This is a genomic window from Anoxybacillus sp. FSL W8-1294 (genome assembly GCF_037965005.1).
GTDB classification, from domain to species: domain Bacteria; phylum Bacillota; class Bacilli; order Bacillales; family Anoxybacillaceae; genus Anoxybacillus; species Anoxybacillus flavithermus_G.
Genome location: NZ_CP150179.1, coordinates 1,928,461 through 1,953,589, shown reverse-complemented (window position 1 = coordinate 1,953,589; position 25,129 = coordinate 1,928,461). Strand labels below are relative to the sequence as shown.

General features: G+C 43.4%; 32 protein-coding genes and 2 pseudogenes. 23 read left to right on the top strand and 11 right to left on the bottom strand.

Going from position 1 to position 25,129, the window contains the following annotated elements; translation table 11 throughout:
* Positions 1 to 2: 2 nt before the first annotated feature.
* Positions 3 to 692: an oxidoreductase gene (locus tag NSQ23_RS10385; RefSeq protein ID WP_035018776.1), complete on the top strand. Its 690-nt coding sequence runs from the start codon at positions 3 to 5 to the stop codon at positions 690 to 692.
* Between the two features lie 15 nt (positions 693 to 707).
* Here the strand turns inward: NSQ23_RS10385 and NSQ23_RS10380 are convergent, their stop codons facing one another.
* Together NSQ23_RS10380 and NSQ23_RS10375 are read right to left on the bottom strand one after the other, a co-directional pair.
* The gene (locus NSQ23_RS10380; protein ID WP_003396733.1) at positions 708 to 884 is read right to left on the bottom strand and encodes a DUF2187 family protein; all 177 of its coding nucleotides are present in this window, start codon (positions 882 to 884) and stop codon (positions 708 to 710) included.
* Positions 885 to 979: 95 nt separating this feature from the next.
* Positions 980 to 1,234, bottom strand: a complete 255-nt coding sequence (locus tag NSQ23_RS10375) for a hypothetical protein (protein WP_004891424.1) — start codon at positions 1,232 to 1,234, stop codon at positions 980 to 982.
* A 149-nt stretch (positions 1,235 to 1,383) separates the two neighbouring features.
* Between NSQ23_RS10375 and NSQ23_RS10370 the strand changes: the two genes are divergently transcribed.
* Positions 1,384 to 1,578, top strand: coding sequence for a hypothetical protein (locus NSQ23_RS10370; RefSeq protein WP_003396728.1), 195 nt, complete (start codon positions 1,384 to 1,386; stop codon positions 1,576 to 1,578).
* Here NSQ23_RS10370 and NSQ23_RS10365 read toward each other — a convergent pair.
* The gene (locus tag NSQ23_RS10365) at positions 1,544 to 2,032 is read right to left on the bottom strand and encodes a sigma-70 family RNA polymerase sigma factor (protein ID WP_004891419.1); all 489 of its coding nucleotides are present in this window, start codon (positions 2,030 to 2,032) and stop codon (positions 1,544 to 1,546) included. The genes NSQ23_RS10370 and NSQ23_RS10365 overlap by 35 nt on opposite strands.
* A 256-nt stretch (positions 2,033 to 2,288) precedes the next feature.
* Between NSQ23_RS10365 and NSQ23_RS10360 the strand changes: the two genes are divergently transcribed.
* Positions 2,289 to 2,531 carry a YueH family protein gene (locus NSQ23_RS10360; RefSeq protein ID WP_035019244.1) on the top strand — a complete coding sequence of 81 codons (243 nt, stop codon included), beginning with the start codon at positions 2,289 to 2,291 and terminating at the stop codon, positions 2,529 to 2,531.
* A gap of 21 nt (positions 2,532 to 2,552) precedes the next feature.
* Complete coding sequence (locus NSQ23_RS10355) at positions 2,553 to 3,809, top strand: ATP-binding protein (protein WP_339170644.1); 1,257 nt, start codon at positions 2,553 to 2,555, stop codon at positions 3,807 to 3,809.
* A gap of 19 nt (positions 3,810 to 3,828) precedes the next feature.
* Here the strand turns inward: NSQ23_RS10355 and NSQ23_RS10350 are convergent, their stop codons facing one another.
* The gene (locus NSQ23_RS10350) at positions 3,829 to 4,431 is read right to left on the bottom strand and encodes a nitroreductase family protein (RefSeq protein WP_004891411.1); all 603 of its coding nucleotides are present in this window, start codon (positions 4,429 to 4,431) and stop codon (positions 3,829 to 3,831) included.
* A gap of 116 nt (positions 4,432 to 4,547) precedes the next feature.
* Between NSQ23_RS10350 and NSQ23_RS10345 the strand changes: the two genes are divergently transcribed.
* From NSQ23_RS10345 to NSQ23_RS10330, 4 genes are all read left to right on the top strand, one after another.
* Positions 4,548 to 4,856, top strand: a complete 309-nt coding sequence (locus tag NSQ23_RS10345; protein WP_004891410.1) for a helix-turn-helix domain-containing protein — start codon at positions 4,548 to 4,550, stop codon at positions 4,854 to 4,856.
* A 57-nt stretch (positions 4,857 to 4,913) separates the two neighbouring features.
* Positions 4,914 to 5,117: a DUF1659 domain-containing protein gene (locus NSQ23_RS10340; RefSeq protein ID WP_004891408.1), complete on the top strand. Its 204-nt coding sequence runs from the start codon at positions 4,914 to 4,916 to the stop codon at positions 5,115 to 5,117.
* A gap of 12 nt (positions 5,118 to 5,129) precedes the next feature.
* The gene (locus NSQ23_RS10335) at positions 5,130 to 5,345 is read left to right on the top strand and encodes a DUF2922 domain-containing protein (RefSeq protein ID WP_004891406.1); all 216 of its coding nucleotides are present in this window, start codon (positions 5,130 to 5,132) and stop codon (positions 5,343 to 5,345) included.
* 66 nt (positions 5,346 to 5,411) lie between these two features.
* On the top strand, positions 5,412 to 5,555 hold the full coding sequence (locus NSQ23_RS10330) for a YvrJ family protein (RefSeq protein WP_003396709.1): 144 nt from the start codon (positions 5,412 to 5,414) through the stop codon (positions 5,553 to 5,555).
* A 15-nt stretch (positions 5,556 to 5,570) separates the two neighbouring features.
* Here NSQ23_RS10330 and NSQ23_RS10325 read toward each other — a convergent pair whose 3' ends face one another.
* A complete protein-coding gene (locus NSQ23_RS10325) occupies positions 5,571 to 5,738 on the bottom strand; it encodes a hypothetical protein (RefSeq protein WP_339170641.1) in 168 nt (55 codons plus the stop codon).
* A 113-nt stretch (positions 5,739 to 5,851) separates the two neighbouring features.
* Between NSQ23_RS10325 and NSQ23_RS10320 the strand changes: the two genes are divergently transcribed.
* From NSQ23_RS10320 to NSQ23_RS10285, 8 genes are all read left to right on the top strand, one after another.
* Positions 5,852 to 8,236 (top strand): Na+/H+ antiporter subunit A, encoded by a 2,385-nt coding sequence (locus NSQ23_RS10320; protein WP_339170640.1) that lies wholly within the window; start codon positions 5,852 to 5,854, stop codon positions 8,234 to 8,236.
* On the top strand, positions 8,233 to 8,655 hold the full coding sequence (locus tag NSQ23_RS10315) for a Na(+)/H(+) antiporter subunit B (protein ID WP_339170639.1): 423 nt from the start codon (positions 8,233 to 8,235) through the stop codon (positions 8,653 to 8,655). The genes NSQ23_RS10320 and NSQ23_RS10315 overlap by 4 nt, the downstream gene beginning before the upstream one ends.
* Positions 8,655 to 8,987 (top strand): Na(+)/H(+) antiporter subunit C, encoded by a 333-nt coding sequence (locus tag NSQ23_RS10310; protein WP_004891396.1) that lies wholly within the window; start codon positions 8,655 to 8,657, stop codon positions 8,985 to 8,987. Before NSQ23_RS10315 ends, NSQ23_RS10310 begins: the two co-directional genes overlap by 1 nt.
* Positions 8,980 to 10,452 carry a Na+/H+ antiporter subunit D gene (locus tag NSQ23_RS10305; RefSeq protein WP_339170638.1) on the top strand — a complete coding sequence of 491 codons (1,473 nt, stop codon included), beginning with the start codon at positions 8,980 to 8,982 and terminating at the stop codon, positions 10,450 to 10,452. Before NSQ23_RS10310 ends, NSQ23_RS10305 begins: the two co-directional genes overlap by 8 nt.
* Positions 10,453 to 10,458: 6 nt before the next feature.
* Positions 10,459 to 10,935 (top strand): Na+/H+ antiporter subunit E, encoded by a 477-nt coding sequence (locus NSQ23_RS10300; RefSeq protein ID WP_339170637.1) that lies wholly within the window; start codon positions 10,459 to 10,461, stop codon positions 10,933 to 10,935.
* Positions 10,932 to 11,210, top strand: coding sequence for a Na(+)/H(+) antiporter subunit F1 (locus tag NSQ23_RS10295; RefSeq protein ID WP_004891389.1), 279 nt, complete (start codon positions 10,932 to 10,934; stop codon positions 11,208 to 11,210). Before NSQ23_RS10300 ends, NSQ23_RS10295 begins: the two co-directional genes overlap by 4 nt.
* Positions 11,191 to 11,541: a monovalent cation/H(+) antiporter subunit G gene (gene mnhG / locus NSQ23_RS10290; protein ID WP_081253703.1), complete on the top strand. Its 351-nt coding sequence runs from the start codon at positions 11,191 to 11,193 to the stop codon at positions 11,539 to 11,541. The genes NSQ23_RS10295 and mnhG overlap by 20 nt, the downstream gene beginning before the upstream one ends.
* Before the next feature lie 173 nt (positions 11,542 to 11,714).
* Positions 11,715 to 12,695, top strand: coding sequence for a LysM peptidoglycan-binding domain-containing protein (locus tag NSQ23_RS10285; RefSeq protein ID WP_339170634.1), 981 nt, complete (start codon positions 11,715 to 11,717; stop codon positions 12,693 to 12,695).
* A gap of 26 nt (positions 12,696 to 12,721) precedes the next feature.
* On the opposite strand, the gene NSQ23_RS10280 is transcribed toward NSQ23_RS10285, so the two are convergent.
* Positions 12,722 to 13,525 (bottom strand): Cof-type HAD-IIB family hydrolase, encoded by an 804-nt coding sequence (locus NSQ23_RS10280; protein WP_004891383.1) that lies wholly within the window; start codon positions 13,523 to 13,525, stop codon positions 12,722 to 12,724.
* A 195-nt stretch (positions 13,526 to 13,720) separates the two neighbouring features.
* Here NSQ23_RS10280 and NSQ23_RS10275 point away from each other — a divergent pair, with 195 nt between their 5' ends.
* From NSQ23_RS10275 to NSQ23_RS10245, 7 genes and pseudogenes are all read left to right on the top strand, one after another.
* Complete coding sequence (locus NSQ23_RS10275; RefSeq protein ID WP_004891380.1) at positions 13,721 to 14,566, top strand: transcription antiterminator; 846 nt, start codon at positions 13,721 to 13,723, stop codon at positions 14,564 to 14,566.
* 230 nt (positions 14,567 to 14,796) lie between these two features.
* Positions 14,797 to 16,809, top strand: coding sequence for a glucose-specific PTS transporter subunit IIBC (gene ptsG / locus NSQ23_RS10270; RefSeq protein WP_339170630.1), 2,013 nt, complete (start codon positions 14,797 to 14,799; stop codon positions 16,807 to 16,809).
* Between the two features lie 83 nt (positions 16,810 to 16,892).
* Positions 16,893 to 17,165, top strand: a complete 273-nt coding sequence (locus NSQ23_RS10265) for a phosphocarrier protein HPr (protein ID WP_274597923.1) — start codon at positions 16,893 to 16,895, stop codon at positions 17,163 to 17,165.
* On the top strand, positions 17,165 to 18,877 hold the full coding sequence (ptsP, locus tag NSQ23_RS10260) for a phosphoenolpyruvate--protein phosphotransferase (protein WP_339170629.1): 1,713 nt from the start codon (positions 17,165 to 17,167) through the stop codon (positions 18,875 to 18,877). The genes NSQ23_RS10265 and ptsP overlap by 1 nt, the downstream gene beginning before the upstream one ends.
* A 252-nt stretch (positions 18,878 to 19,129) precedes the next feature.
* Positions 19,130 to 19,234 (top strand): annotated as a pseudogene (locus NSQ23_RS10255) (3-oxoacyl-ACP reductase); the annotation flags it as partial.
* Positions 19,235 to 19,467: 233 nt separating this feature from the next.
* Positions 19,468 to 20,748 carry an RNA-guided endonuclease IscB gene (gene iscB / locus NSQ23_RS10250; protein ID WP_096226206.1) on the top strand — a complete coding sequence of 427 codons (1,281 nt, stop codon included), beginning with the start codon at positions 19,468 to 19,470 and terminating at the stop codon, positions 20,746 to 20,748.
* A 51-nt stretch (positions 20,749 to 20,799) separates the two neighbouring features.
* Positions 20,800 to 21,108: pseudogene (locus tag NSQ23_RS10245) on the top strand (NAD-binding protein); the annotation flags it as partial.
* Between the two features lie 12 nt (positions 21,109 to 21,120).
* On the opposite strand, the gene NSQ23_RS10240 reads toward NSQ23_RS10245, so the two are convergent.
* The 5 genes from NSQ23_RS10240 to iscB (NSQ23_RS10220) form a co-directional block, all read right to left on the bottom strand.
* On the bottom strand, positions 21,121 to 22,275 hold the full coding sequence (locus NSQ23_RS10240; protein WP_339174382.1) for an aminotransferase A: 1,155 nt from the start codon (positions 22,273 to 22,275) through the stop codon (positions 21,121 to 21,123).
* Positions 22,276 to 22,384: 109 nt separating this feature from the next.
* On the bottom strand, positions 22,385 to 22,618 hold the full coding sequence (locus NSQ23_RS10235; RefSeq protein ID WP_339170628.1) for an IDEAL domain-containing protein: 234 nt from the start codon (positions 22,616 to 22,618) through the stop codon (positions 22,385 to 22,387).
* Between the two features lie 133 nt (positions 22,619 to 22,751).
* The gene (locus tag NSQ23_RS10230; RefSeq protein WP_339170626.1) at positions 22,752 to 22,940 is read right to left on the bottom strand and encodes a hypothetical protein; all 189 of its coding nucleotides are present in this window, start codon (positions 22,938 to 22,940) and stop codon (positions 22,752 to 22,754) included.
* Between the two features lie 290 nt (positions 22,941 to 23,230).
* Complete coding sequence (locus NSQ23_RS10225) at positions 23,231 to 23,713, bottom strand: TetR/AcrR family transcriptional regulator (RefSeq protein ID WP_339170625.1); 483 nt, start codon at positions 23,711 to 23,713, stop codon at positions 23,231 to 23,233.
* Positions 23,714 to 23,757: 44 nt separating this feature from the next.
* Positions 23,758 to 25,011 (bottom strand): RNA-guided endonuclease IscB, encoded by a 1,254-nt coding sequence (gene iscB, locus NSQ23_RS10220; protein ID WP_339174381.1) that lies wholly within the window; start codon positions 25,009 to 25,011, stop codon positions 23,758 to 23,760.
* Positions 25,012 to 25,129: the final 118 nt, after the last annotated feature.

Genomic DNA, 25,129 nt, shown 5'->3' with positions numbered 1-25,129 from the left:
ATTTGAGACAGAGAACGGCTCTTTTGATCGGAGCAACCGGATTGGTCGGAGGCGAGCTTCTCGAGCGATTGCTTCGTTCAGAGCATTATGAACGAGTGACGGTGTTTGTGCGAAAGCCTATCGCTTGTACACATGAAAAATTACAACAAGTCATCGTCGATTTTGACCGAATTGAACAATATGAAGAATATTTTCATGTGGACGACGTATTTAGCTGTTTAGGTACGACGATGAAAAAAGCAAAGACGAGACAACAATTTATTAAAGTTGATTACGAATATACGTTGCGTGCCGCAAAACTGGCGGAAAAATGTCACGTCAAAACGTTTTTATTCGTTTCTGCGATCGGTGCTGATCCGCACTCGATGTTTTTTTACAATCGCGTCAAAGGGGAAACGGAAGAGGCGTTGCAGCGACTGACGATTCGTTCACTTCACATTTTCCGTCCGTCTTTGTTGACAGGAGCGCGCGAAGAATTTCGCCTCGGCGAAAAAACAGCGGAATGGCTATGTTCCGGTTTTTCATTTGCATTCGTTGGCAAATGGGAAAAATATAAACCGATTGCAGCTAAGCAAGTGGCGGAAGCGATGTATCGTGCCGCGCTTTCGGAAAAGCAAGGTGTATATATTTACGAATGTAGCGAAATGAAAGGGCAATGTGAACAAAAAAGAGGGCTGTCTCATCAACAATAAGCAGCCCTCTTCTCGTTATTCCACAATTTTGTAGTTTTTATGATTGACGACCGTTCGTTCTTGCAAGTCGAGTTCTTTATAGTTTTCCATGTACGTTAAATCGACAATCACAGAATTTTCGTTTACTTTTTCAACGATTCCCCGCAGCCCATTTTTAAATTCAATGACGTCGCCAATTTGCGCTTTTTTCATTGAAAATCCCCTTTACTTTTGAATTTTTAAACCTTTTTTCTATTTTGCATGATTTTTCCTCATTCGTAAAGGGCATTTTTAACTAGAAAACAATTTTAGCGCTGTGGCCAATACGGCATCGGCATGCCCGGCCAATATGGCATTTGTTGCGGCATTTGCGGGAACGGCATTTGCGGCCACATCGGTCCGACCGGCGTGCCACAGCCGCAATCGCCCGGCATCATTTGCGGCATTGGCATCATTTGCGGCATTTGTTGTGGCATTGGCATCATTTGCGGCATCGGCTGCGCTTGTTGTGGCACCATTTGTTGATCCATGCGGAAATCTTCATACATATTCCAGTCATTCATCGTTCATCTTCCTTTCTTTCATTTAGAATCCACCAACATTGTATGTGCGTTTTTTATAGACGTGTGTCAATATAACAAAATTAGGCATTCGCACATCGTATTGACATTCCCATTGAAGCGCGTTAAAACAAAGAAAGGGAGGGATGAACGTGACTGAGCAAGAAGCGAAACAACATATTGAACAGTTACGCACGCGAAACATTCCACATCTCCTTGTGAAAAAAGAACATTTTTTAACGTTTCGCCATGTGCTCGTCCAACAAGAAGATTTCAAACATTTTCGCGGCGTCGCCCAGCGCGGCGGTGATGTCATTTATTACTACATGGATGAGCCGCGCAGTTAACGTATCGCTTCAGCTTTTTTACAGCGGATATGCGCCATTGTTTCACCGCATGGACGGTAACGCCTTCTTCATCGGCAATTTGTTTCAACGTCTTTCCTTCGATGACATGGCGAACGAGCCATATTCGCTCGCGCGGCGTCATGTCGCGCATTGCGTCTTCCCATATGATGTCGGTAAAAAAATCAACGTCTTCTTTCAACATTTGTTCGTCTAATAACGGAACGGCGACGTTTTTCGTTTCTTTACGCAACTGTGATATGATGCGCCAACGAATCATTTTAAACGCAAACGAATGAAACGATCCTTTCGTCTCATCGTATCGCTCGTACGCTTCCCAAAGTGCGATGAGCCCGATTTGCATATACTCATCGACGACGTGACGGCGAATATGCAGCTTGCGAATGATGTAAGAAATAAGCGGACGATATTGCTCGACGACCGTTTCAAACGACATATGTGCTTCCTTTCCCGAAAGCGCGCCCTCGATGATTCCGCGGTACGTTTAGCTTATCAAAGCGGCTCGTTTGGCGCGAATCGGAAAATAGAGCGAACGAACCGGTTGACATGTTCCCATATGCATCATATTCCTTAAGGAAATAAGGAATATGGGGCGGAAAACGGTGGGGAAATGGAGCGTTTACGAAAAAAATGTTTTGAACAATGGGAAAATTTTGTGCTATCATGATAAAAAGTGGAAAGGTATGAGCAACATGAAAATAAGAAAAACGATCATAAATGAACAATCGTCACAACAAAACGTATACATTTACGAAAATAAAAAGGAACAATATATCGTTGTTGCCATTCCTTATTTAGAATGGTCTATGCAAGTGACTTATGACGATTTAGCGAATATTGAATCACGCTTACATCACTCGCTCCGGCGCGTGTTGGACGAACAATATGTGCGATCGCTTGCGGTGAAGCTCGCGCAATGGATGCGTGAAATGTAAAAAGAAAGGTTCCGTTGTCAAATGAAATACGCCGTTTTCCTCTATGTAATTGTTAGTTTCGCTTGGATTATATTGACTGACTTGTATGTAGACAAGTTGCCTGTTCCATCACATATCGCGCCATACGTGCAAACTTTAAAAGGGTCGCTTTTTGTCGTGCTATCGGCGGTATTTATGTATATCGCCTTAAAAAAACATCGCGCGTTAAAGCAAATGAGCGAAAGGGAGCAAGAATTGTTGACGCTCATTCATGCGATGCCTGATTTCGTATCGTTTAAAGATGGACAAGGACGCTGGCTAAGAGTGAACGAATTTGGATTGAAGTTATACGGGCTCGAGCATGTCGATTATAAGGGAAAAACGGATGCCGAGCTCGCGGAATATACTCCGCATTTTCGCGAAGCGCTATTGTATTGCGTTCATTCCGATGAAGAAACATGGCGAGCGAAAACGGTAACGCGCGCAGAAGAATCGTTTCCGACGCCGAACGGTGAAGTGAAAACGTTTGACGTCATTAAAGTGCCGCTATTTTACGAAAATGGGAAACGAAAAGGGCTTGTCGTCATCGGGCGCGACATTACGCAACAAAAAGTGGCAGAGCAGCTGTTATTGAAAAAAGAAAAACTATCGGTTATCGGCGAATTGGCGGCAGGCATCGCCCACGAAATTCGCAACCCGCTCACATCGATTAAAGGCTTTTTACAAATGATGAAAGAAACGAAACAAGTAGATGAGCGGTTCGTGCAAATTATGTTAGACGAAATTGAGCGCGTGAATCAAATCGTCACCCAACTTCTCGTGCTCGCTAAGCCGCAAATGAAAGCGTATAAACCACTTCATTTAAACGATGTCATCGATTACGTCATCGAGCTGTTTACGTACGAGGCGATTTTGCAAAACGTGCAAATCAAATACGAACCGCGCACGACAGCGATCGTGTACGGCGATAAAAATGAGCTCATTCAAGTCGTCGTCAACGTGGTAAAAAACGCACTCGAAGCGATGCCGAAAGGGGGGGTGCTGACGATCACAACGGAAGACGAAGACGATCGCGTCCATCTTGTTATTGAAGATACAGGAAAAGGCATTGAACAAGAACGGTTGAAACATATCGGGGAACCGTTTTATACGTTAAAAGAAAAAGGCATGGGTCTCGGCTTAACGACGAGCATGAAAATCGTTCATGAACATAAAGGAACGATGCACATCGAAAGCAAAGTCGGCGAAGGAACAAAGGTTCATATCGTGTTGCCGCTTCATAAAAATGACCCGTCGTAACAACGGGTCATTTTTATGATCATTGTATCCATGTCGTGAGCTCATCAATCGGTAAACGGTACGACGAATGGGCAGGAGCGGCCGCTTTTCCGATCGTAATTAGCATGACAGGAACGTATCGGTCTGGAATATGGAATGTTTTCATAAATGCTTGTGGGTCAAAACCGCCGATGGCGCATGTGTCGAACCCTTCTGCTTTGGCAGCAAGCATCAATTGCATGGCAGCTAACGATGCGTTTGTGAAGGCGGCGTCACGGGCATATTGCGCATTCGTATACGCGCTTTCAATTTGTTTAGCGAGCGTTTCTTTAATGTCTTTCGTCATCTTTCCTTCTGCGACGAGCGGATCGTACACCGCATCTATTTTTTGATGAGCTTGTAAGTCGCCGAGCACCGCAACGACCGCAGACGCCTCAACGATTTGTTGTTGATTGTAAGCGATCGGAAGGAGCTTTTGTTGCGCTTCCTTTCCGTAGAAGACGATGAAATGCCAATGTTGCAAATTCCAAGCAGAAGGCGCCTTGCCTGCTAACTGCAACAGTTTCGTTAATTGTTCTTTCGAAATTGTTGCAGTTGGATCATATTTTCGAACGGATTGTCGTTGTTCAATAACCGAAAGCATATATATCCTCCTTTTATACACACAAAAATATCTTTACTTACTTTTTATAAGTAACAGTATTTATGCTAACTTAGTTATAATAAGTTTGTCAAATTTCATGCATAGGGTGATGATTGATGGAACATTCGCATGTCTGTCCGAAAATTGAAGCAGCGTTTCAGCTGCTTGGGAAGCGATGGAATGGACTTATTATTCACGTTTTATTTCGCGGACCGCTTCGGTTTAAAGATTTAGCAGAAAGCATTCCAGAAATTAGCCAAAAAATGTTAACAGAACGATTAAAAGAGTTGGAAGAAAAACAAATTGTCGTTCGTCATGTGTATCCTGAAAAGCCTGTGCGCATTGAATATGAATTAACGGACAAAGGGAAAGATTTGCGCATTGTGATGGAAGCTGTGCAAGTATGGGCAGAAAAATGGATGTAGTCCCTAACCTTTTACGCTCGTCGTTGCGATAGTAATAAGTGAAAGGAGGGGAGAGACATGCTTCAACGTTCTCAACTTCGCTTAACGTTTGAAGTCGGTGTGACAGAAACGGGCAAACCGCTATATAAAAACAAAACGTATACGATTAAGCCAAACGCAACGGAAAGCTCGCTCGTCTCTGTTGCCCAAGCGCTTGCCTCTTTGCAAAGCGCTCCGCTCGTTCACGTGTATCGCAACGATGTGCATGTATTAGGTGAATAGGAGGGATAATGAATGAAAACGCTTGAATTACAGTTTGTGAATGAAGAAGGAAAGACGGTTCGCTTAAGCGTTGATGCCCCGCGCGACGATGTGACAGAAACACAAGTGGCTAACGTGATGGACGTGATCATTGCGGCAAACGTCTTTCCATCGAGCGGCGGCGATCTTATCGCGAAAAAGGGAGCGCGCCTCATTGACACAACTGTGACACAATGGACGTTTGCGTAAGCCGTCTAGGTGCCCTCATGTAAAGGGCACCTTATTATGTATATCACATAGAAAGGGATGAGCAAGATGGAAGCATATTTGTCACTTCTTTCCGATGTCGGTTTTCCGATCGCGGTGACGTTTTATTTGCTGCATCGGATTGAAGGCAAATTAGATGCCGTCATCGACTCGATTCGCACGTTAGGCGAGCAATGGAAAACACCTAGCTAAATGGGTGTTTTCTTTTTATTTTTTTGTTTTTTCCTCATGCTTTTCGATTTTACGAATGTATTGTCTCGGTTGAAACGGCTCATAATGCCTTTCGTTTACCGTCGCGTAAATGGAAGGCTCAATTTTTTTCTCCGCTGTATCATAGTTATCGATCATGATGGTGAGCATAAGGAAAAGAATCATTGCGTTACTCCTTTCTTTCTTTTATCATTTATTTTGAAAAAAATGAAACTTTTTATACATATGACTCGTACAAAAAAGAGGATTGCTATGTCAGAAGGAGGTTGATTTTTTTTATGTCAACATTACATATGACGATGTTGGCGCCATTTTTGTTGGCGATACTTGTTCCGTTTTTATACAAATTTGTTCGTTCGCTTCATGTCGGATGGTTTGTTCTTCCACTCCCTATCGCGCTATTCATTTATTTTTTGTCTTATATGGACGAAGTGCGCAAATACGAAGTTGTTCGAGCAACGATGCCTTGGATTCCGTCGCTCGACATTTCGTTCGACGCATATGTCGATGGATTAAGTTTGTTGTTTGCCCTATTGATTACCGGAATCGGTTCGCTCGTTGTACTGTATTCCATTTACTACTTACAAAAAGAAAAAGAACAGCTTGGCAACTTTTACGTCTACTTGCTTTTATTTATGGGCGCGATGCTTGGGATCGTGTTATCCGATCACCTCATTGCGTTATACGTCTTTTGGGAGTTGACGTCCATTTCGTCGTTTTTGCTCATCGCTTATTGGTATAAACGTGATCGTTCGCGCTACGGGGCGCAAAAATCGATGTTTATTACAATGTTTGGTGGATTGCTTATGCTCGGGGGATTTGTTGCCCTTGCCATCGCAGGTGGGACGTATAGCGTTCGTGAGCTCATGCAAGCCTCGTTAACAGAACATGCCCTCTTTATTCCTGCACTTTTCCTTATTTTGTTTGGTGCTTTTACGAAGTCAGCCCAATTTCCATTCTATATTTGGTTACCTGACGCGATGGAAGCACCAACGCCTGTTAGTGCCTATTTGCATTCAGCGACAATGGTGAAAGCAGGCATTTATTTAATTGCGCGCTTGACACCTATTTTTGCCGTATCTTCTCTTTGGGTTTGGACAGTTGCGCTCGTCGGGCTTGTAACGTTATTTTGGGCATCGTTTTTAGCGTCGAAACAAACCGATTTAAAAGCAATTTTAGCTTACTCAACTGTCAGCCAGCTCGGGCTCATTACATCGCTTTTAGGCGTCGGTGGGCTTGCGTTTCATTACGATTGGATGGAAGAAAATTTATTTATGGTCGCAGTTTTAGCAGCGATTTTCCATCTGTTTAACCACGCGACGTTTAAAGGTAGTTTATTTATGGTTGTCGGCATCGTCGATCATGAAACGGGGACGCGTGACATTCGACGGCTTGGCGGATTAATGACGATCATGCCGATCACGTTTACAATCGCATTGATCGGCTCGCTTTCGATGGCAGGCTTGCCACCATTTAACGGCTTTTTAAGTAAAGAAATGTTTTTTACCGCCATGTTGCGTGCAAAAGACGTACAAGCATGGGCCGTTATTTTACCCGTTGTTGCTTGGATAGCGAGCATTTTTACGTTTTTATACAGCGTATTGTTATTGAGTCGAACATTTTTTGGAACGTACAAGCCACATTTATTAGAAAAAGAAGCGCATGAAGCGCCGCTTGGCATGCTCGTTGCACCGATCGTGTTAGCGTCGCTCGTTGTAGTCATTGGCATTGTGCCGAACGTGTTATCTCACTCTCTGTTAGGACCAGCGGTATATGCGGTATTGTACGGATTGTTTGCACCAAACGAACAAATCGATATATACATTTCGCATTGGCACGGTTTTACCCCTGAGCTTTTTATGACGATTGGGGTATTATTGCTCGGAATGCTGCTGTATCGCACGTTTTCGAAATGGAGCGGACTATATAATCGCCTCTCCGAACGCATGTCTTTAAATTTCGTTTATGACCAATCTTTCATTTGGATGGAAAGGGGATCACAGTCGCTCATGTCGCGCATCATGACCGGCTCGATGCGCACGTATTTAATGTACATTTTTACGGCGAGTGTTGCTTTGCTTCTGTTTACGGTCGGTTTGAAAAAACAATGGTATATCGATTTAAGTCATTTGGCGTCTGTGCGAGTGTATGAAATCGTATTGGCAGTTGCCATGGTCGTTGCAACAGCGACAACAGTTGTTGCTAAATCGCGTTTAACAGCGATCGTTTCACTAGGGGCAGTCGGTTACGGGGTCGCGCTGTTTTTCGTTCTGTTTCGCGCGCCTGATTTAGCGTTGACGCAGCTTGTGATCGAAACGATTTCCGTTGCGCTCTTTTTACTTTGTTTTTATCATTTGCCGAAGTTTAGCCAAAAGCAAGAAAGCGTCGGTTTTCACTTAGGAAATGCCTTCATTTCCATTGCGGTCGGGGTGACGGTCAGCGTCATTGCCTTTTTAGCTTACGCAGGAAAGCATTTCGATTCGATTTCACAATATTATGTGGACAATACGTATGAAAAAGCGGCCGGGAAAAATATGGTTAACGTCATTTTAGTTGATTTCCGTGGCTTTGATACGTTGTTTGAAATATGTGTGTTAGCGATTGCTGCTTTAGGTATTTACGCAATGGTGAAATTGCGGCTAGCGAAGGAGGATGAAAAATGAGGCGAAATGATGTCATTTTGCGAACAATCACTGCTGTTGTCGTACCAATCATCGTTTTATTTTCCGTCCGACTGTTTTTTGCTGGGCACTATTATCCGGGCGGTGGATTTATTGGGGGATTGATGACTGCTGGTGCGATCGTGTTGTTGCTTTTGGCGTTCGACATTGAAACAGTTCGAAAAATGATTCCGATTAATTATAAATGGCTTGTCGCCATCGGATTGTTGTTTGCGGTCGGAACGGGCATGAGCAGCATGTTTCTTGACCGCCCATTTTTAACGCATGCGTACGAATACGTTCATTTGCCGTTGCTTGATTATACTTCTCTTCATACAGCTGTGCTGTTTGATTTAGGAGTTTACTTTGTCGTTATTGGCGTGACGATGATTATTATCGAAACGATAGGGGAGAGTCACTAATGGAACTGATTATGATTGTCGTTATCGGTTGTTTATTTACCGCTGCGACATACTTGTTGCTCAGCAAAAGTTTGCTCCGCATTATTATCGGGACGGGTTTGCTCAGTCATGGTGCCCATCTTTTATTGTTAACGATGGGGGGGTTAAAAGTTGGAGCGCCGCCGCTTTTAGGGGAGAAGGCGGCACGATACGTCGATCCGTTGCCGCAAGCACTCATTTTAACAGCGATCGTCATTAGTTTTGGGGTAACAGCGTTTTTCTTAGTGTTGGCATACCGTTCGTACCAAGAAATTGGAACAGATCATATAGAAGGGATGAAGGGAGATGAATAACCTTCTGCTTTTGCCTATTCTCATTCCGCTTGTCACAGCAATCATTCTTATTTTTTTTCCGAAGCACGTTTTTTGGCAACGGATAATTTCTTTCATATCGACATGTAGTTTAATTGTTGCAAGCGGCGCGTTGTTGTACCGTGTGCATATAGACGGTATTCAAACGTTGAATCTTGGCAATTGGCCAGCTCCATTTGGTATTACGCTCGTGTCCGATTCGCTATCTGCTTTGCTTGTGTTGACAACAAGCATCATCGCGCTTGCTTGTTTAGTGTATTCTTTTTATGCGATCGGGCATAAGCGGGAAACGTTTTATTACTATTCATTTTTTCAATTTTTAATCGTCGGTGTGAATGGGGCGTTTACGACAGGTGATTTGTTCAACTTGTTCGTCTTTTTTGAAGTGATGCTTATGTCGTCTTACGTGCTGTTTGTGCTCGGAGGCACGAAAATACAGCTGCGTGAAGCGATTAAATATACGCTTGTGAACGTTATTTCTTCGGCGCTATTTGTCGTTGGAGTCGCGTATTTATATGCAGTAACAGGTACGTTAAATATGGCGCATTTAGCGGAGCGTATAAGCGAAATAGGAATGTCGCCTATTTTAACGGTTATTGCGGTATTGTTTATTATCGTATTTGGTTTAAAAGGAGCGATTTTTCCGCTATATTTTTGGCTTCCCGGTGCATATTATGCCCCGCCGACACCGATATTAGCCTTGTTTGGAGGTTTGTTGACAAAGGTTGGTGTGTACTCGATTTTGCGCACGTTTACGCTTTTATTTACGAGTGATGTCGGCTACACGCATACGTTGCTCGCTTGGCTTGCGCTCGGCACGATCGTCATCGGTGTCATTGGAGCAGTTGCATATAACGATATGCGCTATATCGTCATTTACAACATTATCGTTGCAGTCGGCGTTATGATTTTTGGGGTAGCGATGATGACGCCAGAAAGTTTAGAAGGAACGATTTTTTACATGTTGCAAGATATGGTCATGAAAACAACATTATTTTTACTAGTCGGTATTGTTTTTTCCATCACTAGTTCAAATGACATTCGTTCATTTTCGGGGTTAATGTCGTCTTATCCGCTGCTTGGGTGGTCATTTTTCATCGCTGCATTGTCGCTTGCGGGCATTCCGCCGCTTAGCGGATTTATCGGGAAGTTATTAATTGTGAAAGCAAGTTTACATGCTGGTTTGCTTTTCGAGGCAATTGTCATCTTATTGTCCAGCTTGCTCGTGTTATATTCGGTCATGAAAATATTTATGAACGGCTTTTGGGGTGAGGAAAAAGGATTTGAAAGAAAGCCGCTCGATGGACGATTCGTTCCTGTATTGTTGCTTCTCGTTTTATCTATTGCATATGGAGTTGGAATTGAATTTATCCGTCCGTTTGTCGTCGACGCGGTTAACGTGTTAGCGGATCCGAATATGTACATTCAAGCGGTGTTAAAGGAGTAGAAAGCGATGGCATTTCAAATTTTATTAAATGTATGTTTAGCGTTCGTCTGGATGTTTTTAACCGTTTCATTTAATGGGGCGTCGTTTATTATTGGGTACGTCATCGGGTTGCTTATTATTTTTATGTTGCGTCGATTCTTCCATTCGCGTTTTTATCTCGCCCCGATGTTTGTCGTTGTAAAATTGCTTTTTATCTTTTTAAAAGAGCTTGTTTTATCAAATATTGCGGTGGCGAAAATCGTTATAAAGCCGTCTTTACACGTTGAACCGGCCATTTTCGCTTTGCCGACACAATTAAAAAAAGAATGGGAAATTACATTGTTAGCGATGCTCATTACGCTCACGCCAGGTACGCTCGTTTTAGATGTATCTGATGATAAAAGCACGTTGTATATTCACGCCTTAAATAGTCCAGATGTGCACGAAGCGATTCAAAGCATTAAGCAATCGTTTGAGAAAACGATTATGGAGGTGAGCAAATGATTTGGAACGTAGCTCTCGTTATTCTTTCTATAGCGATGGTTGGTTTTTTATACCGCGTTGTCAAAGGTCCAAGCGCAGCTGATCGAGTGATTGCTCTAGATGCGATGGGCATTACGCTCGCTGGGATCGTTGCGATCGTTTCTATACTGTTAAATACGAGCGCGTTTTTAGACGTCATTTTGCTCATCGGTATTTTAGCGTTTGTCGGTACGGTCGCGTTTGCGAAGTTTTTAGAGAAAGGGGTTGTCATTGAACGTGGTGATCGCGATCGGTAATGTGCTCGTCGCAGCACTTGTTTTGTTCGGAGCGGTGCTCGTGCTCTTGTCGGCAGTTGGTGCGATTCGTTTGCCGGATATATATACGCGCAGCCATGCCATCAGCAAAAGCACGACGCTTGGCATGATGTGCATTTTACTCGGTGCATTTTTTCACTTTTTGCTTGAAAACGGTGAATTTAACTCACGGCTTTTGCTTGGCATCGTGTTTATTTTTATGACATCTCCTGTTGCGGCTCATCTCATTAGCCGCGCTGCGTATTACACAAACGTGCCGCGCTGGGAAGGAACGGTTCGTGATGATTTAAAAGAAAAAGCTGGCGGAAAATAACCGTCAGCTTTTTCTTAAAATGTATAAGGCATCTCACATCTTCCTTTCATTTTCATACATGCTTATTTCAATTTAATGGAAGAATAGTTTAAAAATATACGGTTAATAGATTTGTAGTTTCATGTTATGATATGGACAAGGAAGCGCTTCAAAAAAGGAAGGAGTTTGGGACGATGAAAAAGACGATTGTAGCTGGAGCAGTATTATCGACGTTATTTTTAGGGGAAAAAGCGGTTGATGCGGCACAATATACAGTTAAGTCGGGCGATTCGTTATGGAAAATTGCTCAAACGTTCCGCATATCGGTTAATGAATTAAAAACAGTGAACCGATTAACAACAGATGTCGTTTATGTCGGACAAGTATTGCAAGTGCCTGATGTACAAACAACTGCGCCAACGACACAAACAACAACATATACGATTCAGCGAGGCGATACGTTATCGACGATCGCACGGCAGTATAATACGACCATTACACGCCTTCTTGAACTAAACCCGACGATTACAGACGTAAAACGCATTTACGTTGGCCAAACGTTAACAGTACCGACAACGAATACAACGAATACAACAAGCCAACTTATATCGCCGAGGCCGGCATCAACAGCGCCGACAAATAGCGCAAGTAAATCGTATATCGTCCAACCAGGCGACATATTGTCGACGATTGCTAGAAAATTTAATGTGACGTTAGACGATTTACTCGCACTAAATCCAACGATTACAAACGTGAACTTTATTCGCGTTGGACAAACGATTAACGTGCCGCTTTCATGGGAAGAGCGAGCAGATGCAATCATTGAAACAGGAAAAAAATATCTCGGAGCGGCGTATTTGTTCGGTGCACCAACGACGCGCACAGACGTTTTTGATTGCTCATCGTTTACCCACCGCGTGTATAGAGAAAATGGTATTACATTGCCGCGCACATCGCGCGAACAAGCGATGGTTGGAACAGAAGTGCCGCTTGCGAGCGTGCGCAAAGGTGATTTAATCTTTTTTGATACGACAGGAGATGGAGTCATTAACCACGTATCGATCGTCGTTGACGCCAATACGTTATTGCACGCTGCCACAAGCACAGGTGTTGCTTTCGCGAATATGAGACCTTATTGGGCGCCGCGTGCGGTCAAAGCTGTTCGTCTTTTTTAACGGAGCAGCAAGCAAAAAGATGCCTCTTACATTTGAGGCATCTTTTTGTTTATCGTTAGCACCGTTTCAATCGCTTCATGAACAGAGGAAACGATGTAACGAGCTTCTTTTTTTACTTGTTCGGGCGCATGCGACATAACGAAACTATGTGGAGTGAGGCGAAACATCGGGATATCGTTAAATGAATCGCCAAAACAAGCGACGTCTTCCGGTTGAATGTTGAGATGATTCATAAGCAACCGAAGCGCCTCGCCTTTACTAATTTGTTTTGGCATAATATCTAAACAGCGCGGTTCAGAAATGAACGTATCGACATATCGATCCCATTGTTTATGAACGAACGACTGAAAACGATTGATGACGTCTTCTTCAGCAATAACGGTAATTTTTGATGGAGAAAGATCATGGCCGATCGCATCGAGCATCTGTTTCTTTTCAACAATATCGAAAAATAGTCGCGATCGCATATGCTCCATTTGTTCCGTTTTTGTTTCGACAAAGCTCGTTTGTTCGTTACATACGAGCACGATCGCTTCAAGTGTGCGCGCTTGTTCGTAAATGGAACGGGCAAGCGCTGGGTCAAATGTACGCTGATGAAGAAGATGATGGTCGCTTGTGTATACGAATGCCCCGTTTTGGCTAATGCGATGAGCGTCATGACCGATTTCTTTCAACACTTCTAAAATTTCATTGTCCATTCGTCCAGAAGCGACAGCAAAGTCGATACCGTTTGTAATCGCGCGCACGACTGCTTCACGATCTTCTTCTTTTACACGACGGTCATAACCGAGCAGCGTACCGTCTAAATCAGTAACAATGAGTCGAATCATGCTTGGCAAGCTCCTTCCATTTTTATGATGAACAAAAGTTTAATCGAATACATGCATTTGTGCAACTGAAACACCTTTTTGTCAAAAAACATTCATAGCTGTCTTGACAAAAAACATCGCATTTCCATTGACGTAGCTTTGTTCGTTTCGTAACATTGAAAGTAATGTAAACGTTTTTAAAGGGGCGAACTAGACGTGGAACAATCGTTTCGCATTGAAAAAGTGTTAAACAACAACGTGCTCATTGCCTCCCATCCGACGTATGATGAAGTCGTATTAATCGGAAAAGGAATTGGATTTGGCAAGAAAAAAGGGGACGTCATTGAACAAAAAGGTGTAGAAAAATGGTTCATTTTAAAAAATGAGCGTGAACAAGAACAATATAAAAAATTGTTGCCACACGTTGATGAAGAATTTATCGGCTTAATGAACGATATCATTCGCCACATTCAAAAGCGGACGAACAGCTCGTTAAACGAACATATTCACGTGGCGTTAACAGATCATATTTTGTTCGCAATCAAGCGATTAGAACAAGGGATGGACATTAAAAATCCATTTTTAGTTGAAACGAAAAGTTTATATCCGCTTGAATACGGCGTAGCAACAGAAGTCGTTAACATGTTGAATGAACGGTTACACATCGAGCTTCCGGAAGGGGAAATCGGCTTTATTGCTTTACACATTCATAGTGCGTTAACAAATCACCAACTGTCCGAAGTGAACCAACATTCACAGCTCATTTCCCGCCTCGTGTCCGTTGTTGAAGAACAGCTCGACATTCGCATTGATCGTGAAAGCATTCATTATTTACGATTTGTTCGCCATTTGCGCTATGCGATTGAGCGCGTGAAAAAAGGCGAAAAAATTGAAGAGCCAAAAAAATTGTCGAATATATTGAAAGAGACGTACCCGCTATGTTATAATTTGTCGTGGAAGCTCATAAAAATTATGCAGCAAACGTTGCAGCTTCCGGTAGATGAAGCCGAAGCCGTATATTTAACGTTACATTTACAGCGGTTAACTGGAAAAAGTGAATAACGACGCACTTATCTTTACGTGTTACTGATTCGATCAGGCATGAGTAAAGGAGGCGAAAAAGAGGTGGATCATTGTACCCTTTTTCTGTCGTTCTTTGCCCATGCCTTTTTGTTTTCCATCGTTTGCAAATGCTTACATTCGTTAGACGTCTAATGTGTTGTTTCATCTACTTCGGATACATGAATGTGCCGTTTGTTGCAAACATTAACAAAATGAAGGAGGGTTTTAATATGAAAAAAGCGTTCGGTACGTTACAAAAAGTCGGTAAAGCGCTTATGCTTCCGGTTGCGATTTTACCAGCCGCGGGGATTTTGCTTGCGTTCGGTAACGCATTACAAAACCCAGCGTTAATTGAAAAAATTCCAGCGTTAGAAACAGGCTGGGTCGAAATGGTTGCGAAAGTGATGGAGCAATCTGGTGGTATTGTGTTTGCCAACTTGCCTCTTTTATTTGCGGTAGGGGTAGCCGTCGGATTAGCTGGCGGTGAAGGTGTTGCTGGTTTAGCGGCGATCATCGGTTACTTAGTGATGAACGTCACGATGAGCGTCATTTTAGGCGTCACATCAGACCAAATCGGAACAGATCCATCGTTTGCAAACGTATTAGGTATTCCAACGTTGCAAACAGGGGTATTCGGCGGGATTATCGTCGGTATTTTAGCAGCGTACATGTACAACAAATACTTTAACATCGAATTGCCATCTTACTTAGGTTTCTTTGCAGGGAAACGTTTCGTTCCGATTGTAACAGCGGCATCGGCATTAATTCTCGGTATTGTGATGACATGGTTATGGCCGCCTGTCCAACATGGCTTAAACACCTTTTCACACAACATGATCGATGCAAACCGTACGTTAGCGGCATTCGTTTTCGGTGTCATCGAGCGCGCATTAATTCCGTTCGGTTTACACCACATTTTCTACTCGCCGTTCTGGTTTGAGTTCGGTCAATACGTGAACAAAGCAGGCGAGCTTGTGCGCGGTGACCAACGTATTTTCATGGAACAAATTAAAGACGGTGCTGAATTAACAGCTGGGACATTTATGACAGGAAAATTCCCGTTCATGATGTTCGGTTTACCAGCAGCTGCGCTTGCCATTTACCATGAAGCGCGTCCAGAAAACAAAAAAGTCGTTGCCGGCATCATGGGATCTGCAGCGTTAACATCGTTTTTGACTGGGATTACCGAACCGATCGAATTTTCGTTCTTGTTTGTCGCTCCGGTGCTGTTTGCCATTCACTGCGTTTTTGCTGGCTTGTCGTTCATGCTCATGCACATGTTAGACGTCAAAATCGGTATGACGTTCTCTGGCGGTGTCATCGACTTCTTATTATTCGGTGTGTTGCCAGGACGTACAGCATGGTGGCTTGTCATTCCGGTCGGTTTAGTGTTTGCGGTCATTTACTACTTCGGCTTCCGCTTTGCGATTCGCAAATGGGATTTAGCGACGCCAGGTCGTGAAAAAGAAACGACAGACACAACAGCGACAGCGGATGCAGGCGAACTCCCGCACGAAATTTTAGCGGCGCTTGGCGGAAAAGAAAATATCGCGCATTTAGATGCGTGCATCACACGTTTACGCGTTTCAGTAAACGATGTTCAACACGTCGATAAAGATCGTCTAAAAGCGCTCGGAGCAGCTGGCGTATTAGAAGTTGGAAACAACATTCAAGCCATTTTCGGACCGAAATCAGACATTTTAAAAACACAAATTAAAGACATCATGGAAGGTCGCGTACCGACAAAAGCAGTAGAAAAAGCAAAACCAGTAGTACAAGCGACTGGCGAAACAGAACAAGTCGCATCGCCATTAACAGGAAAAGTCGTTCCGCTTTCTGAAGTGCCAGATCAAGTATTTTCAACAAAAATGATGGGTGACGGTTTTGCGGTTGAGCCAACAGAAGGGACAGTCGTATCGCCAGTAGACGGCACGATCATCAACGTCTTCCCAACAAAACATGCGATCGGCATTCAATCAAAAACAGGTCGTGAAGTGCTCATCCACTTTGGCATTGACACAGTAAAATTAAACGGCCAAGGATTTGAAGCGCTTGTTTCTGAAGGAACAGAAGTGAAAAAAGGACAACCGATTTTAAAAGTCGACCTTGCATATGTGAAACAACATGCGCCTTCTATTGTTACACCGATTATTTTCACAAACTTGCAAGCAGGAGAAACGGTAAATATCGCGAAACAAGGAACAGTAACAAAAGGCGAAGACGTTGTCGTCGTTCAAAAATAATTTACTTGCAAAATGCGTCATTTTTCGGTAAAAAAACATAGAGGGTTTTCGCCCTCTATGTTTTCAAAATATAAAGTGAGGAGATGAGCAAAATGGAAAAAACGTTTAAAGTAACTGCAGAATCTGGTATTCATGCCCGTCCAGCAACGATGTTAGTGCAAGCAGCGAGCAAATTCGATAGCGACATTCAATTAGAGTACAACGGCAAAAAAGTCAACTTAAAATCGATTATGGGTGTCATGTCTTTAGGTATTCCACAAGGTGCGCAAATTACAATTTCAGCTGAAGGTAGCGATGCAGCAGACGCAATTAACGCATTAACAGAAACGCTAGCAAAAGAAGGATTAGCGGAGTAATGAAACGATTACAAGGGATTGCTGCATCGAATGGCATTGCCATTGCGAAGGCGTACCGTTTAGAACATCCCGATTTAACAGTTGAAAAACAAACGATTGAAAACCCAGCTGAACACGTTCGCCGCTTTCAACAAGCGCTCGCTAAATCGAAAGAAGAACTTGAAGCGATTCAAGCGCATGCATTAAAAGAGCTCGGCGAGGATAAAGCAGCCATTTTCTCCGCCCATTTGCTCGTACTAAGCGACCCAGAGCTCGTGCAAGCGGTCGAACAAAAAATTGAACAAGAACGTGTGAATGCAGAATTTGCACTTCATGATGTCACATCAATGTTCATCGCGATGTTTGAAGCGATGGATAACGAATATATGAAAGAGCGTGCCGCGGACATTCGCGACGTCACAAAACGCGTCCTCGCTCATTTATTAGGCGTTACGATTTCAAACCCAAGCATGATTACAGAAGAAGTCATCATTGTAGCTGAAGATTTAACGCCGTCAGATACGGCTCAATTAAATCGAAAATACGTGAAAGGTTTTACAACCGACATTGGTGGACGGACGTCCCACTCTGCCATTATGGCACGCTCGATGGAAATTCCGGCTGTCGTCGGCACGAAAGAAGCGACAGCGGCTATTCAAAACGGCGATGTCGTCATTATTGACGGGCTTGATGGCGAAGTCATTATCAACCCGACAGAAGAAACGATTGCACAATATGAACAAAAACGTGCCACATTCGCTGCCCAAAAAGCAGAATGGGCAAAGCTCGTTCATGAACAAACGACGACGAAAGACGGTCATCACGTTGAGCTTGCTGCCAATATCGGAACGCCAAACGATGTCGAGGGTGTACTCGCGAACGGGGCAGAAGGTATCGGCTTATACCGTACTGAATTTTTATACATGGGACGCAACGAATTGCCGACAGAAGAAGAACAGTTTGAAGCATATAAAACGGTGCTAGAAAAAATGGAAGGAAAACCGGTCGTCGTTCGCACGCTAGACATTGGCGGCGACAAAGAATTGCCGTATTTAGACCTTCCAAAAGAAATGAACCCGTTTTTAGGTTTCCGTGCGGTTCGTCTTTGCTTAAATATGCAAGACATGTTTCGCACGCAACTTCGCGCGTTGTTGCGCGCAAGCGTATATGGCAATTTAAAAATCATGTTCCCGATGATCGCGACGTTAGACGAGTTCCGTCAAGCGAAAGCTGTTCTTTTAGAAGAAAAAGAAAAGCTTGTCGCTGAAGGTGTTGCGGTATCCGATCATATCGAAGTCGGCATGATGGTCGAAATTCCAGCAGCCGCTGTATTGGCGGATCAATTTGCAAAAGAAGTAGACTTCTTTAGCATCGGAACGAACGACTTAATCCAATATACGATGGCGGCTGACCGCATGAACGAGCGCGTATCGTATTTATATCAACCGTACAACCCTGCCATTTTGCGCCTCATTTATAACGTCATTGAAGCGGCGCATAAAGAAGGCAAATGGGTTGGCATGTGCGGTGAAATGGCGGGCGAAGAACTTGCTGTGCCGATTTTATTAGCGTTCGGCTTAGACGAATTTAGTATGAGTGCGACATCGATTTTACGCGTCCGCTCGCAATTAAAGAAACTGTCCAAACAAGAAGCGGAACGAGTGAAGGATCACATTTTATCGCTTGCGACAGCAGAAGAAGTCGTTCGTTTTGTCAAAGAAACGTTCCAATAAAAAGAACCGGACGCCTCCGGTTCTTTTTTTCATGGAAAAAATCAGTACAAAACGGTCATAGACATAGCCGTACAAACCTTTTATAATGAAACTACAACTTTATTAATTTTTCGACAATGTTCGACACAGCTAAGGGGGGAGCCGCTTTGTTTCGGTCATTAACGATGAAATTAACTAGTTTAAAAAGCAAAACGAACAGGGAGGAATCGCGTCATCGTTAGCGAATGTACATATCGAAGGGAGGCGGATGAAATGAAAACAGCGATTGTTGCTGCATCAAGCCAAGGTCTTGGGAAAGCGATTGCGACAAAACTTGTTTCGCAAGGTGTAAACGTCATGCTTGCTAGCCGTCAACAACCCAATGACTAAAGTCATGGGCTTGTAAGCCCCATGTTGACCAGACCAAGGCTTGAAACAGAGCCTACGTTATAGATGTCATGACACGTTCGGGTGCTTCTCCAGCCCGTTCCTCTGTCGTGCAAGGTTAAACAAGCGTGGTGGGTAGCGCTAGTGTCTTGCACATAACAAGCATCTATAACATGGTCGAGGAGAATATGACCTGCTTTATGCAGAGGAAAGGGGAGAACCCTATGGTTTTTGTGTTAGACACAAACAAACGTCCGCTTGCTCCTTGTCACGAAGCAGTTGCAAGAAAGCTGTTGAAACAAGGGAAGGCGGCGATTTACAGGCGATTTCCATTTACCATCATCTTGAAAAAATCAGTAGACGAATCAGAAATTAAAGCAACATATCGGCTAAAAATCGACTATGGAAGCAGGCATACAGGATTAGCGATTTTGCGAGGACAAGAAGTGGTATGGTTAGGGCAACTTGACCATCGCACAGACATCAAGGAAAGAATAGATAAAAGGCGTGCTTTTCGTCGAGCAAGACGAAATCGAAAAACAAGATACAGAAAACCACGCTTTCTGAACCGCAAGCGAAAGGAGGGGTGGTTGCCGTCATCACTAGAGAGTCGCGTGCAAAATATCCAAACATGGGTTAACCGCCTAAAGAAGTTATGCCCCATTGGGTATATATCATACGAAAATGCCAAATTCGACACGCAACTCATGCGAAATCCTGAAATCAATGGTGTAGAGTATCAACAAGGCACGCTACAAGGATATGAAGTACGGGAGTATTTGCTTGAAAAGTTTGGGCGGAAGTGTTGTTATTGCGGAAAAGAAAATGTTCCACTTGAAGTGGAGCATATCATTCCAAAATCGAGAGGTGGAACAGACCGAGTGGATAACCTATGTCTTGCCTGTCATGACTGTAATCAGCGCAAAGGAAGTAAGACAGCAGAAGAATTCGGGTATCCGCACATTCAAAAGCAAGTCAAAGAAACATTAAAGGATACAAGTGCTATCAACTCGACAAGATGGAAAGCGTATGAAGTGTTAAAGCAGACAGGATTAGATGTCGAGTGTGGAACAGGTGCACGAACAAAAATGAATCGTATTCGTTTAGACTTGCCGAAAACACATTATTTTGACGCTTGTTGTGTAGGCGAAAGCACAACAAATCACTTATATTTCAAAACAAAAGAAGTGTTATTTATCAAGGCAAAAGGGCGTGGTAGTCGCTCTCGTACAAACCTAGATAGATATGGCTTCCCAAGAGGTTATCTTGCAAGACAAAAATTCTTCTTTGGTTTTCAAACAGGGGACATGGTTAAGGCTGTTGTCCCAAGAGGGAAATATCAAGGCGTTTGGTTTGGCGAAGTCGCATGTAGAAAGACTGGAAGTTTCGATATTAAAGGCAAGGACGGAAAGCGTATCGCACAAGGAATAAATTATAGATATGTCCAAGTCATTCAGCGATTTGACGGATATGCTTATGGAAAGGGGGTGGCGGAACTTGCGTAAGGCAATTCCTCCCCGTGCCTAAAGGCAGGGGCTTCCTTGCGTAAGTTTCGTGAAGCGCTCGTTTATGCTGAAAAAGCAGGATTAGATCCAGAACGCGTACTGCAAAGCATTTCACAAGGAGCCGCATCGAGCTGGTCGCTGTCTCATCTTGCGCCGCGCATGCTTGCTGGCGACTTTGCCCCCGGCTTTTACGTGAAACATTTCATTAAAGATATGGGCATCGCGCTTGCTGAAGCAGAAACGCTCGGTCTGTCGCTTCCTGGTTTAAAACTTGCGAAACAACTGTATGAAGCGCTTGCCGAGCGCGGAGAAGAACAAAGCGGAACGCAAGCGTTATATAAATGGTATAAAGAGTGGTAAAAAAAGGTGCTGTTAACGAGCACCTTTTTTTATATGCGCTTCGATGCGGTCGAGCCCTTCTTGTAACGTATCGAGCGAACAAGCATATGAAAGGCGAATATATCCTTCGCCATATGTCGAAAACGCACTTCCGGGCACGACAGCGACTTTTGCTTCTTTCGCAAGCTGTAATGCAAAATCAAATGACGAATGATGAAACTTAGCAATCGACGGGAACATGTAAAACGCTCCGTTCGGCTTTTCGACGTCAAATCCCATGTCACGAAGGCGCTCGTACACATATGACATTCGCTCAGCATATTGCTTTTTCATCTCGTGCGCATCGTTCATTCCGACCGTTAACGCTTCTAACGCTGCTTTTTGTGCAATGGATGTCGCGCATGACACGTTATATTGATGCACTTTCAACATATGTTCCACGATCCATTGTCGCGCAAATAAAAACCCGATGCGAAATCCGGTCATCGCATGCGATTTGCTTACGCCGTTAATGACGATCGTTTGGTCAGGAAGCGATGTCGCAATCGACTCATGTTTGCCTGTAAACACAAGTTCGCTATAAATTTCATCCGAGATGACCCAAATCGGTTTCCCTTTGACAAGCTGAGCGATTTGTTTCAGTTCATCGCTCGTTAACGTCATTCCTGTCGGATTGGACGGATACGGCAATACGATGCAGCGCGTCCGTTCATTGATGAACGGTTCGATGTGCTCGGCTAACAGTTTAAAGCCAGTTTTTCTCGTATCGACATGTACAGGTGTTGACCCACATAAACGAATAATCGGCTCATATCCCGGATAAACAGGAGCCGGGAGAATGACTTCTGATCCTTCTGTTAAAATGGTGCGAAAGGCAATATCAAGCGCTTGACTTGCCCCGACGGTGACGATCACTTCATCGGCACGATAATGCAAGCCGTATTTCGTTTCCACAAAGCGACAAGCAGCTTCACGTAACGGTAAATATCCGGCGTTATGCGTGTAAGATGTAAAGTGTTCATCGAGCGCGCGCTTCGTCGCTTCTTTAATATGATCAGGGGTCGGAAAGTCGGGCTGACCGATCGTTAATGAAATCATATCTTTCTCGTTCGCAACGAGATTAAAAAATTGCCGAATGCCAGATAGTTGAATATGGCGTACACGTTCATTCATCGGAAGCATCTTGATCGTTCACCTCTTCGTTTTTTTCTTTATTAAACAATAAAAGGTGAACGTTTCGCAATGTGTTTTGCTGAAAACGTTCACCTTATGTGCTGTTCTGTCGTTTCACAGTCGATCATGCCAAATCCTCCAAGTGACGATAGCGTTGAAGAAGCTCATTGTATCGGGCTGAGAGGGTAAGAAACAACGCTTCATCCCGCTGCTCAAGCGACTGATCGATGTCGCGCATGAGCCGATCTCTTTCGTAACGGAATAACGCCTGTTCGATAATGAATTGTGCCGCTTGCTTATAATCGGCGAGATCGTACGGCTGCGATACGAGCGCCATATCATTGTATTTTTCATACATGTTTCATTCCCCCTTAGCGAGAAGAATAATCTCCTCCCTTTTCTACATTATAAAGAGTTTTTTGCAAATTGTAAATAAAATTCCGAAAAATAAAAGCAAAAAAATAAAAGCTGACGAGCGCCAGCTTCATATATTAATAACCGTAATCCCAGTCGATTTCTTCATCGTGCCAAAGAACAGCTTCAATTTGCTCATCTACTACTTCTTCTAGTCGTTCTTTCTCCACATCTTCAACGATCGTCACCGTATGGTCTTCTTCAAAAAGAATGGCTAACCCTTTCATGTCGACACCTTCTCTTTTCATGTTTTTCTTCACAATCATTGTAACGCGTCCCGCTTGTCCACGTCTATCATGTTCATAAAGCTGTCAATATGTTTATTTTTTCTGAAAATAAAAACGAGTGTAGTCGTCCTTCTTCTTATGTTACAATGCACGTGGAACAACCATCATGGAGGCATCACATGTTTATTGCTGTTATTAAACCACTCGTCGTCAATATTACCATTTTATTTTCGCTTATTTTTAACGCCAATTTATTTTTCCCATTCCGAAGAAAAATGGTACTGACATGGAAACAAAAAGTCATTTACGTTGCCATTGTACGGAGGGGATTAGTCCCCTTCTTTTTCTATGTAATGGACAAACATGTTCCACGCATTCGTCATAAACGTAGCGAGCGGATCGGTCACATATGAAAACATCCATAAATGTAGCGCACCGACGTACAATTGCATCGCGATATGCGCAAGCGTCGAAGCGGATTGTTTCGTCCGCACATGCCCGCACCGTTTTCCTTCCTCGAATAAGCGCGTCAATACGTCGTGCAATGGAGCGAGCCAACCCGCCTCTTTCGTTTTTCGGGTATGAATGTGGAGCACCGCTTTTGCTACTTCCCGTCCGAGCTGTTCGTGCATCGTCGCTAACTCATCAAATATGGAATCGATTTTTTTGTGCCAATCGTTGTTGCCGTTCATCGTTTTTTCACATATGCGCTCGATATGTGAAAAAAATACGCTTTGTAACACTTCTTCTTTCGTTCGAAAATAATTAAAAAACGTTCCTTTTGCGACGCCCGCTTCGGTCGTAATTTGCAAAACGGTCGTCTGTTCATCAGTTTTAGGCGAGGAGACTCCGACTTCTAAGCGAGAGCGAAAGTCGGGGAGGAATCGCCCTTCCTCCTTTCAATTAGTAATGTACTAGCATACTCAACTCTTTTTAGTTTTTTCCAGCTTGCTGAAGCATGCACTTTTGTGCCATCTAACAGCCGAAGGTCAAAATAACCGCTGCTTCTTCTGCCAAATATGAAACATTCTTTCCCTTCGTACACCACCTTGTCAAACAGTTGAAACCCTTTGACAAATCGTGGAGCTTTGTTTGATTTTCGTTTTCCACCTTTCAAGATGGTTGCCTTATGCAATTGACGGTTGTTTTTGCGAACGAATTTTAGAAGATAAACCGTGCCACTTGGCTTAGCTAGTGGATTTCCACTAATACAACGAGCATCCACCATATGAGACTTAGGCAGTCCATTAGCAATGCGAATACACTTGGTGATATACCCATATGTGATATTTGCATGCGAGTATTTTTCTCTTATCCTACTAAACATTGCCCATCGTATGGCAGTCATCTGACTAGCATCCCTCATAGGCGGTCGTTTGCGTTGTAATATATGTTCAAGCCCTTTTTCGTGAATTTCATGGTGACATGTTTTGCATAGAGTAATCAGATTATCTGGTGAATCGCCTCCTGTCTTTCGACTTTCAATATGATGCACTTGGAGAACAGGGTCTTTCTTTTTTCCTTTGCAATATTGACAAGTATGATTGTCTCTGTATAGAACATACTCTCTAACATTCCAAAACCCCATTTGTTCTCCTTGTTGATATTCCACCCCTTGGATATTTGGGTTCTTTAGTTTCTGTGTATCGAATGTTGCTACCTCAATAGTGACAGATGTAACAGGGAGAATATTGTGTACTAAATCAATCAACTTTATATGCGAGTTGATTTTGTGTTGAATAGATGGTGGCAACCACCCCTCTGGTTTTCTTCTGTTAAGAAATCTGGCTTCTCGGTGGCGAGTCTTTCTATTTCTTCGACTTCTACGAAACTGTCTCCGTATAGCAAGTAAATCCACAATATCTGTTCGAAGTTGCGCTTCCGCTTCAAACAGCACATCTTTCTCTGTTGTTGCGGAAATTCCTACATGTCGTGTTCCCATGTCAACACCCAATGACACTGGTTGTTTGTAACCACTACTACCATACAGAAGCTGGATGGTAAAAGGTGTCCTTCTTACTACTTTTGCTTTCTTCTGTTTTAACAGAAGTCTTGCTTTCCTTGGTGAGCATGGCATGAGTGGTTTTCCATGCTTATTGATAATGTACACGAACAAGACGTGTACCTCCTTTCAGGAGTGAGTTCCTCCTCCCCAATGTTGGAAGGACTTGTTTGGCAGACAGCACCGCTCCTACCCATCAGAGCTTTTAACCATCTGCGACAGGGTT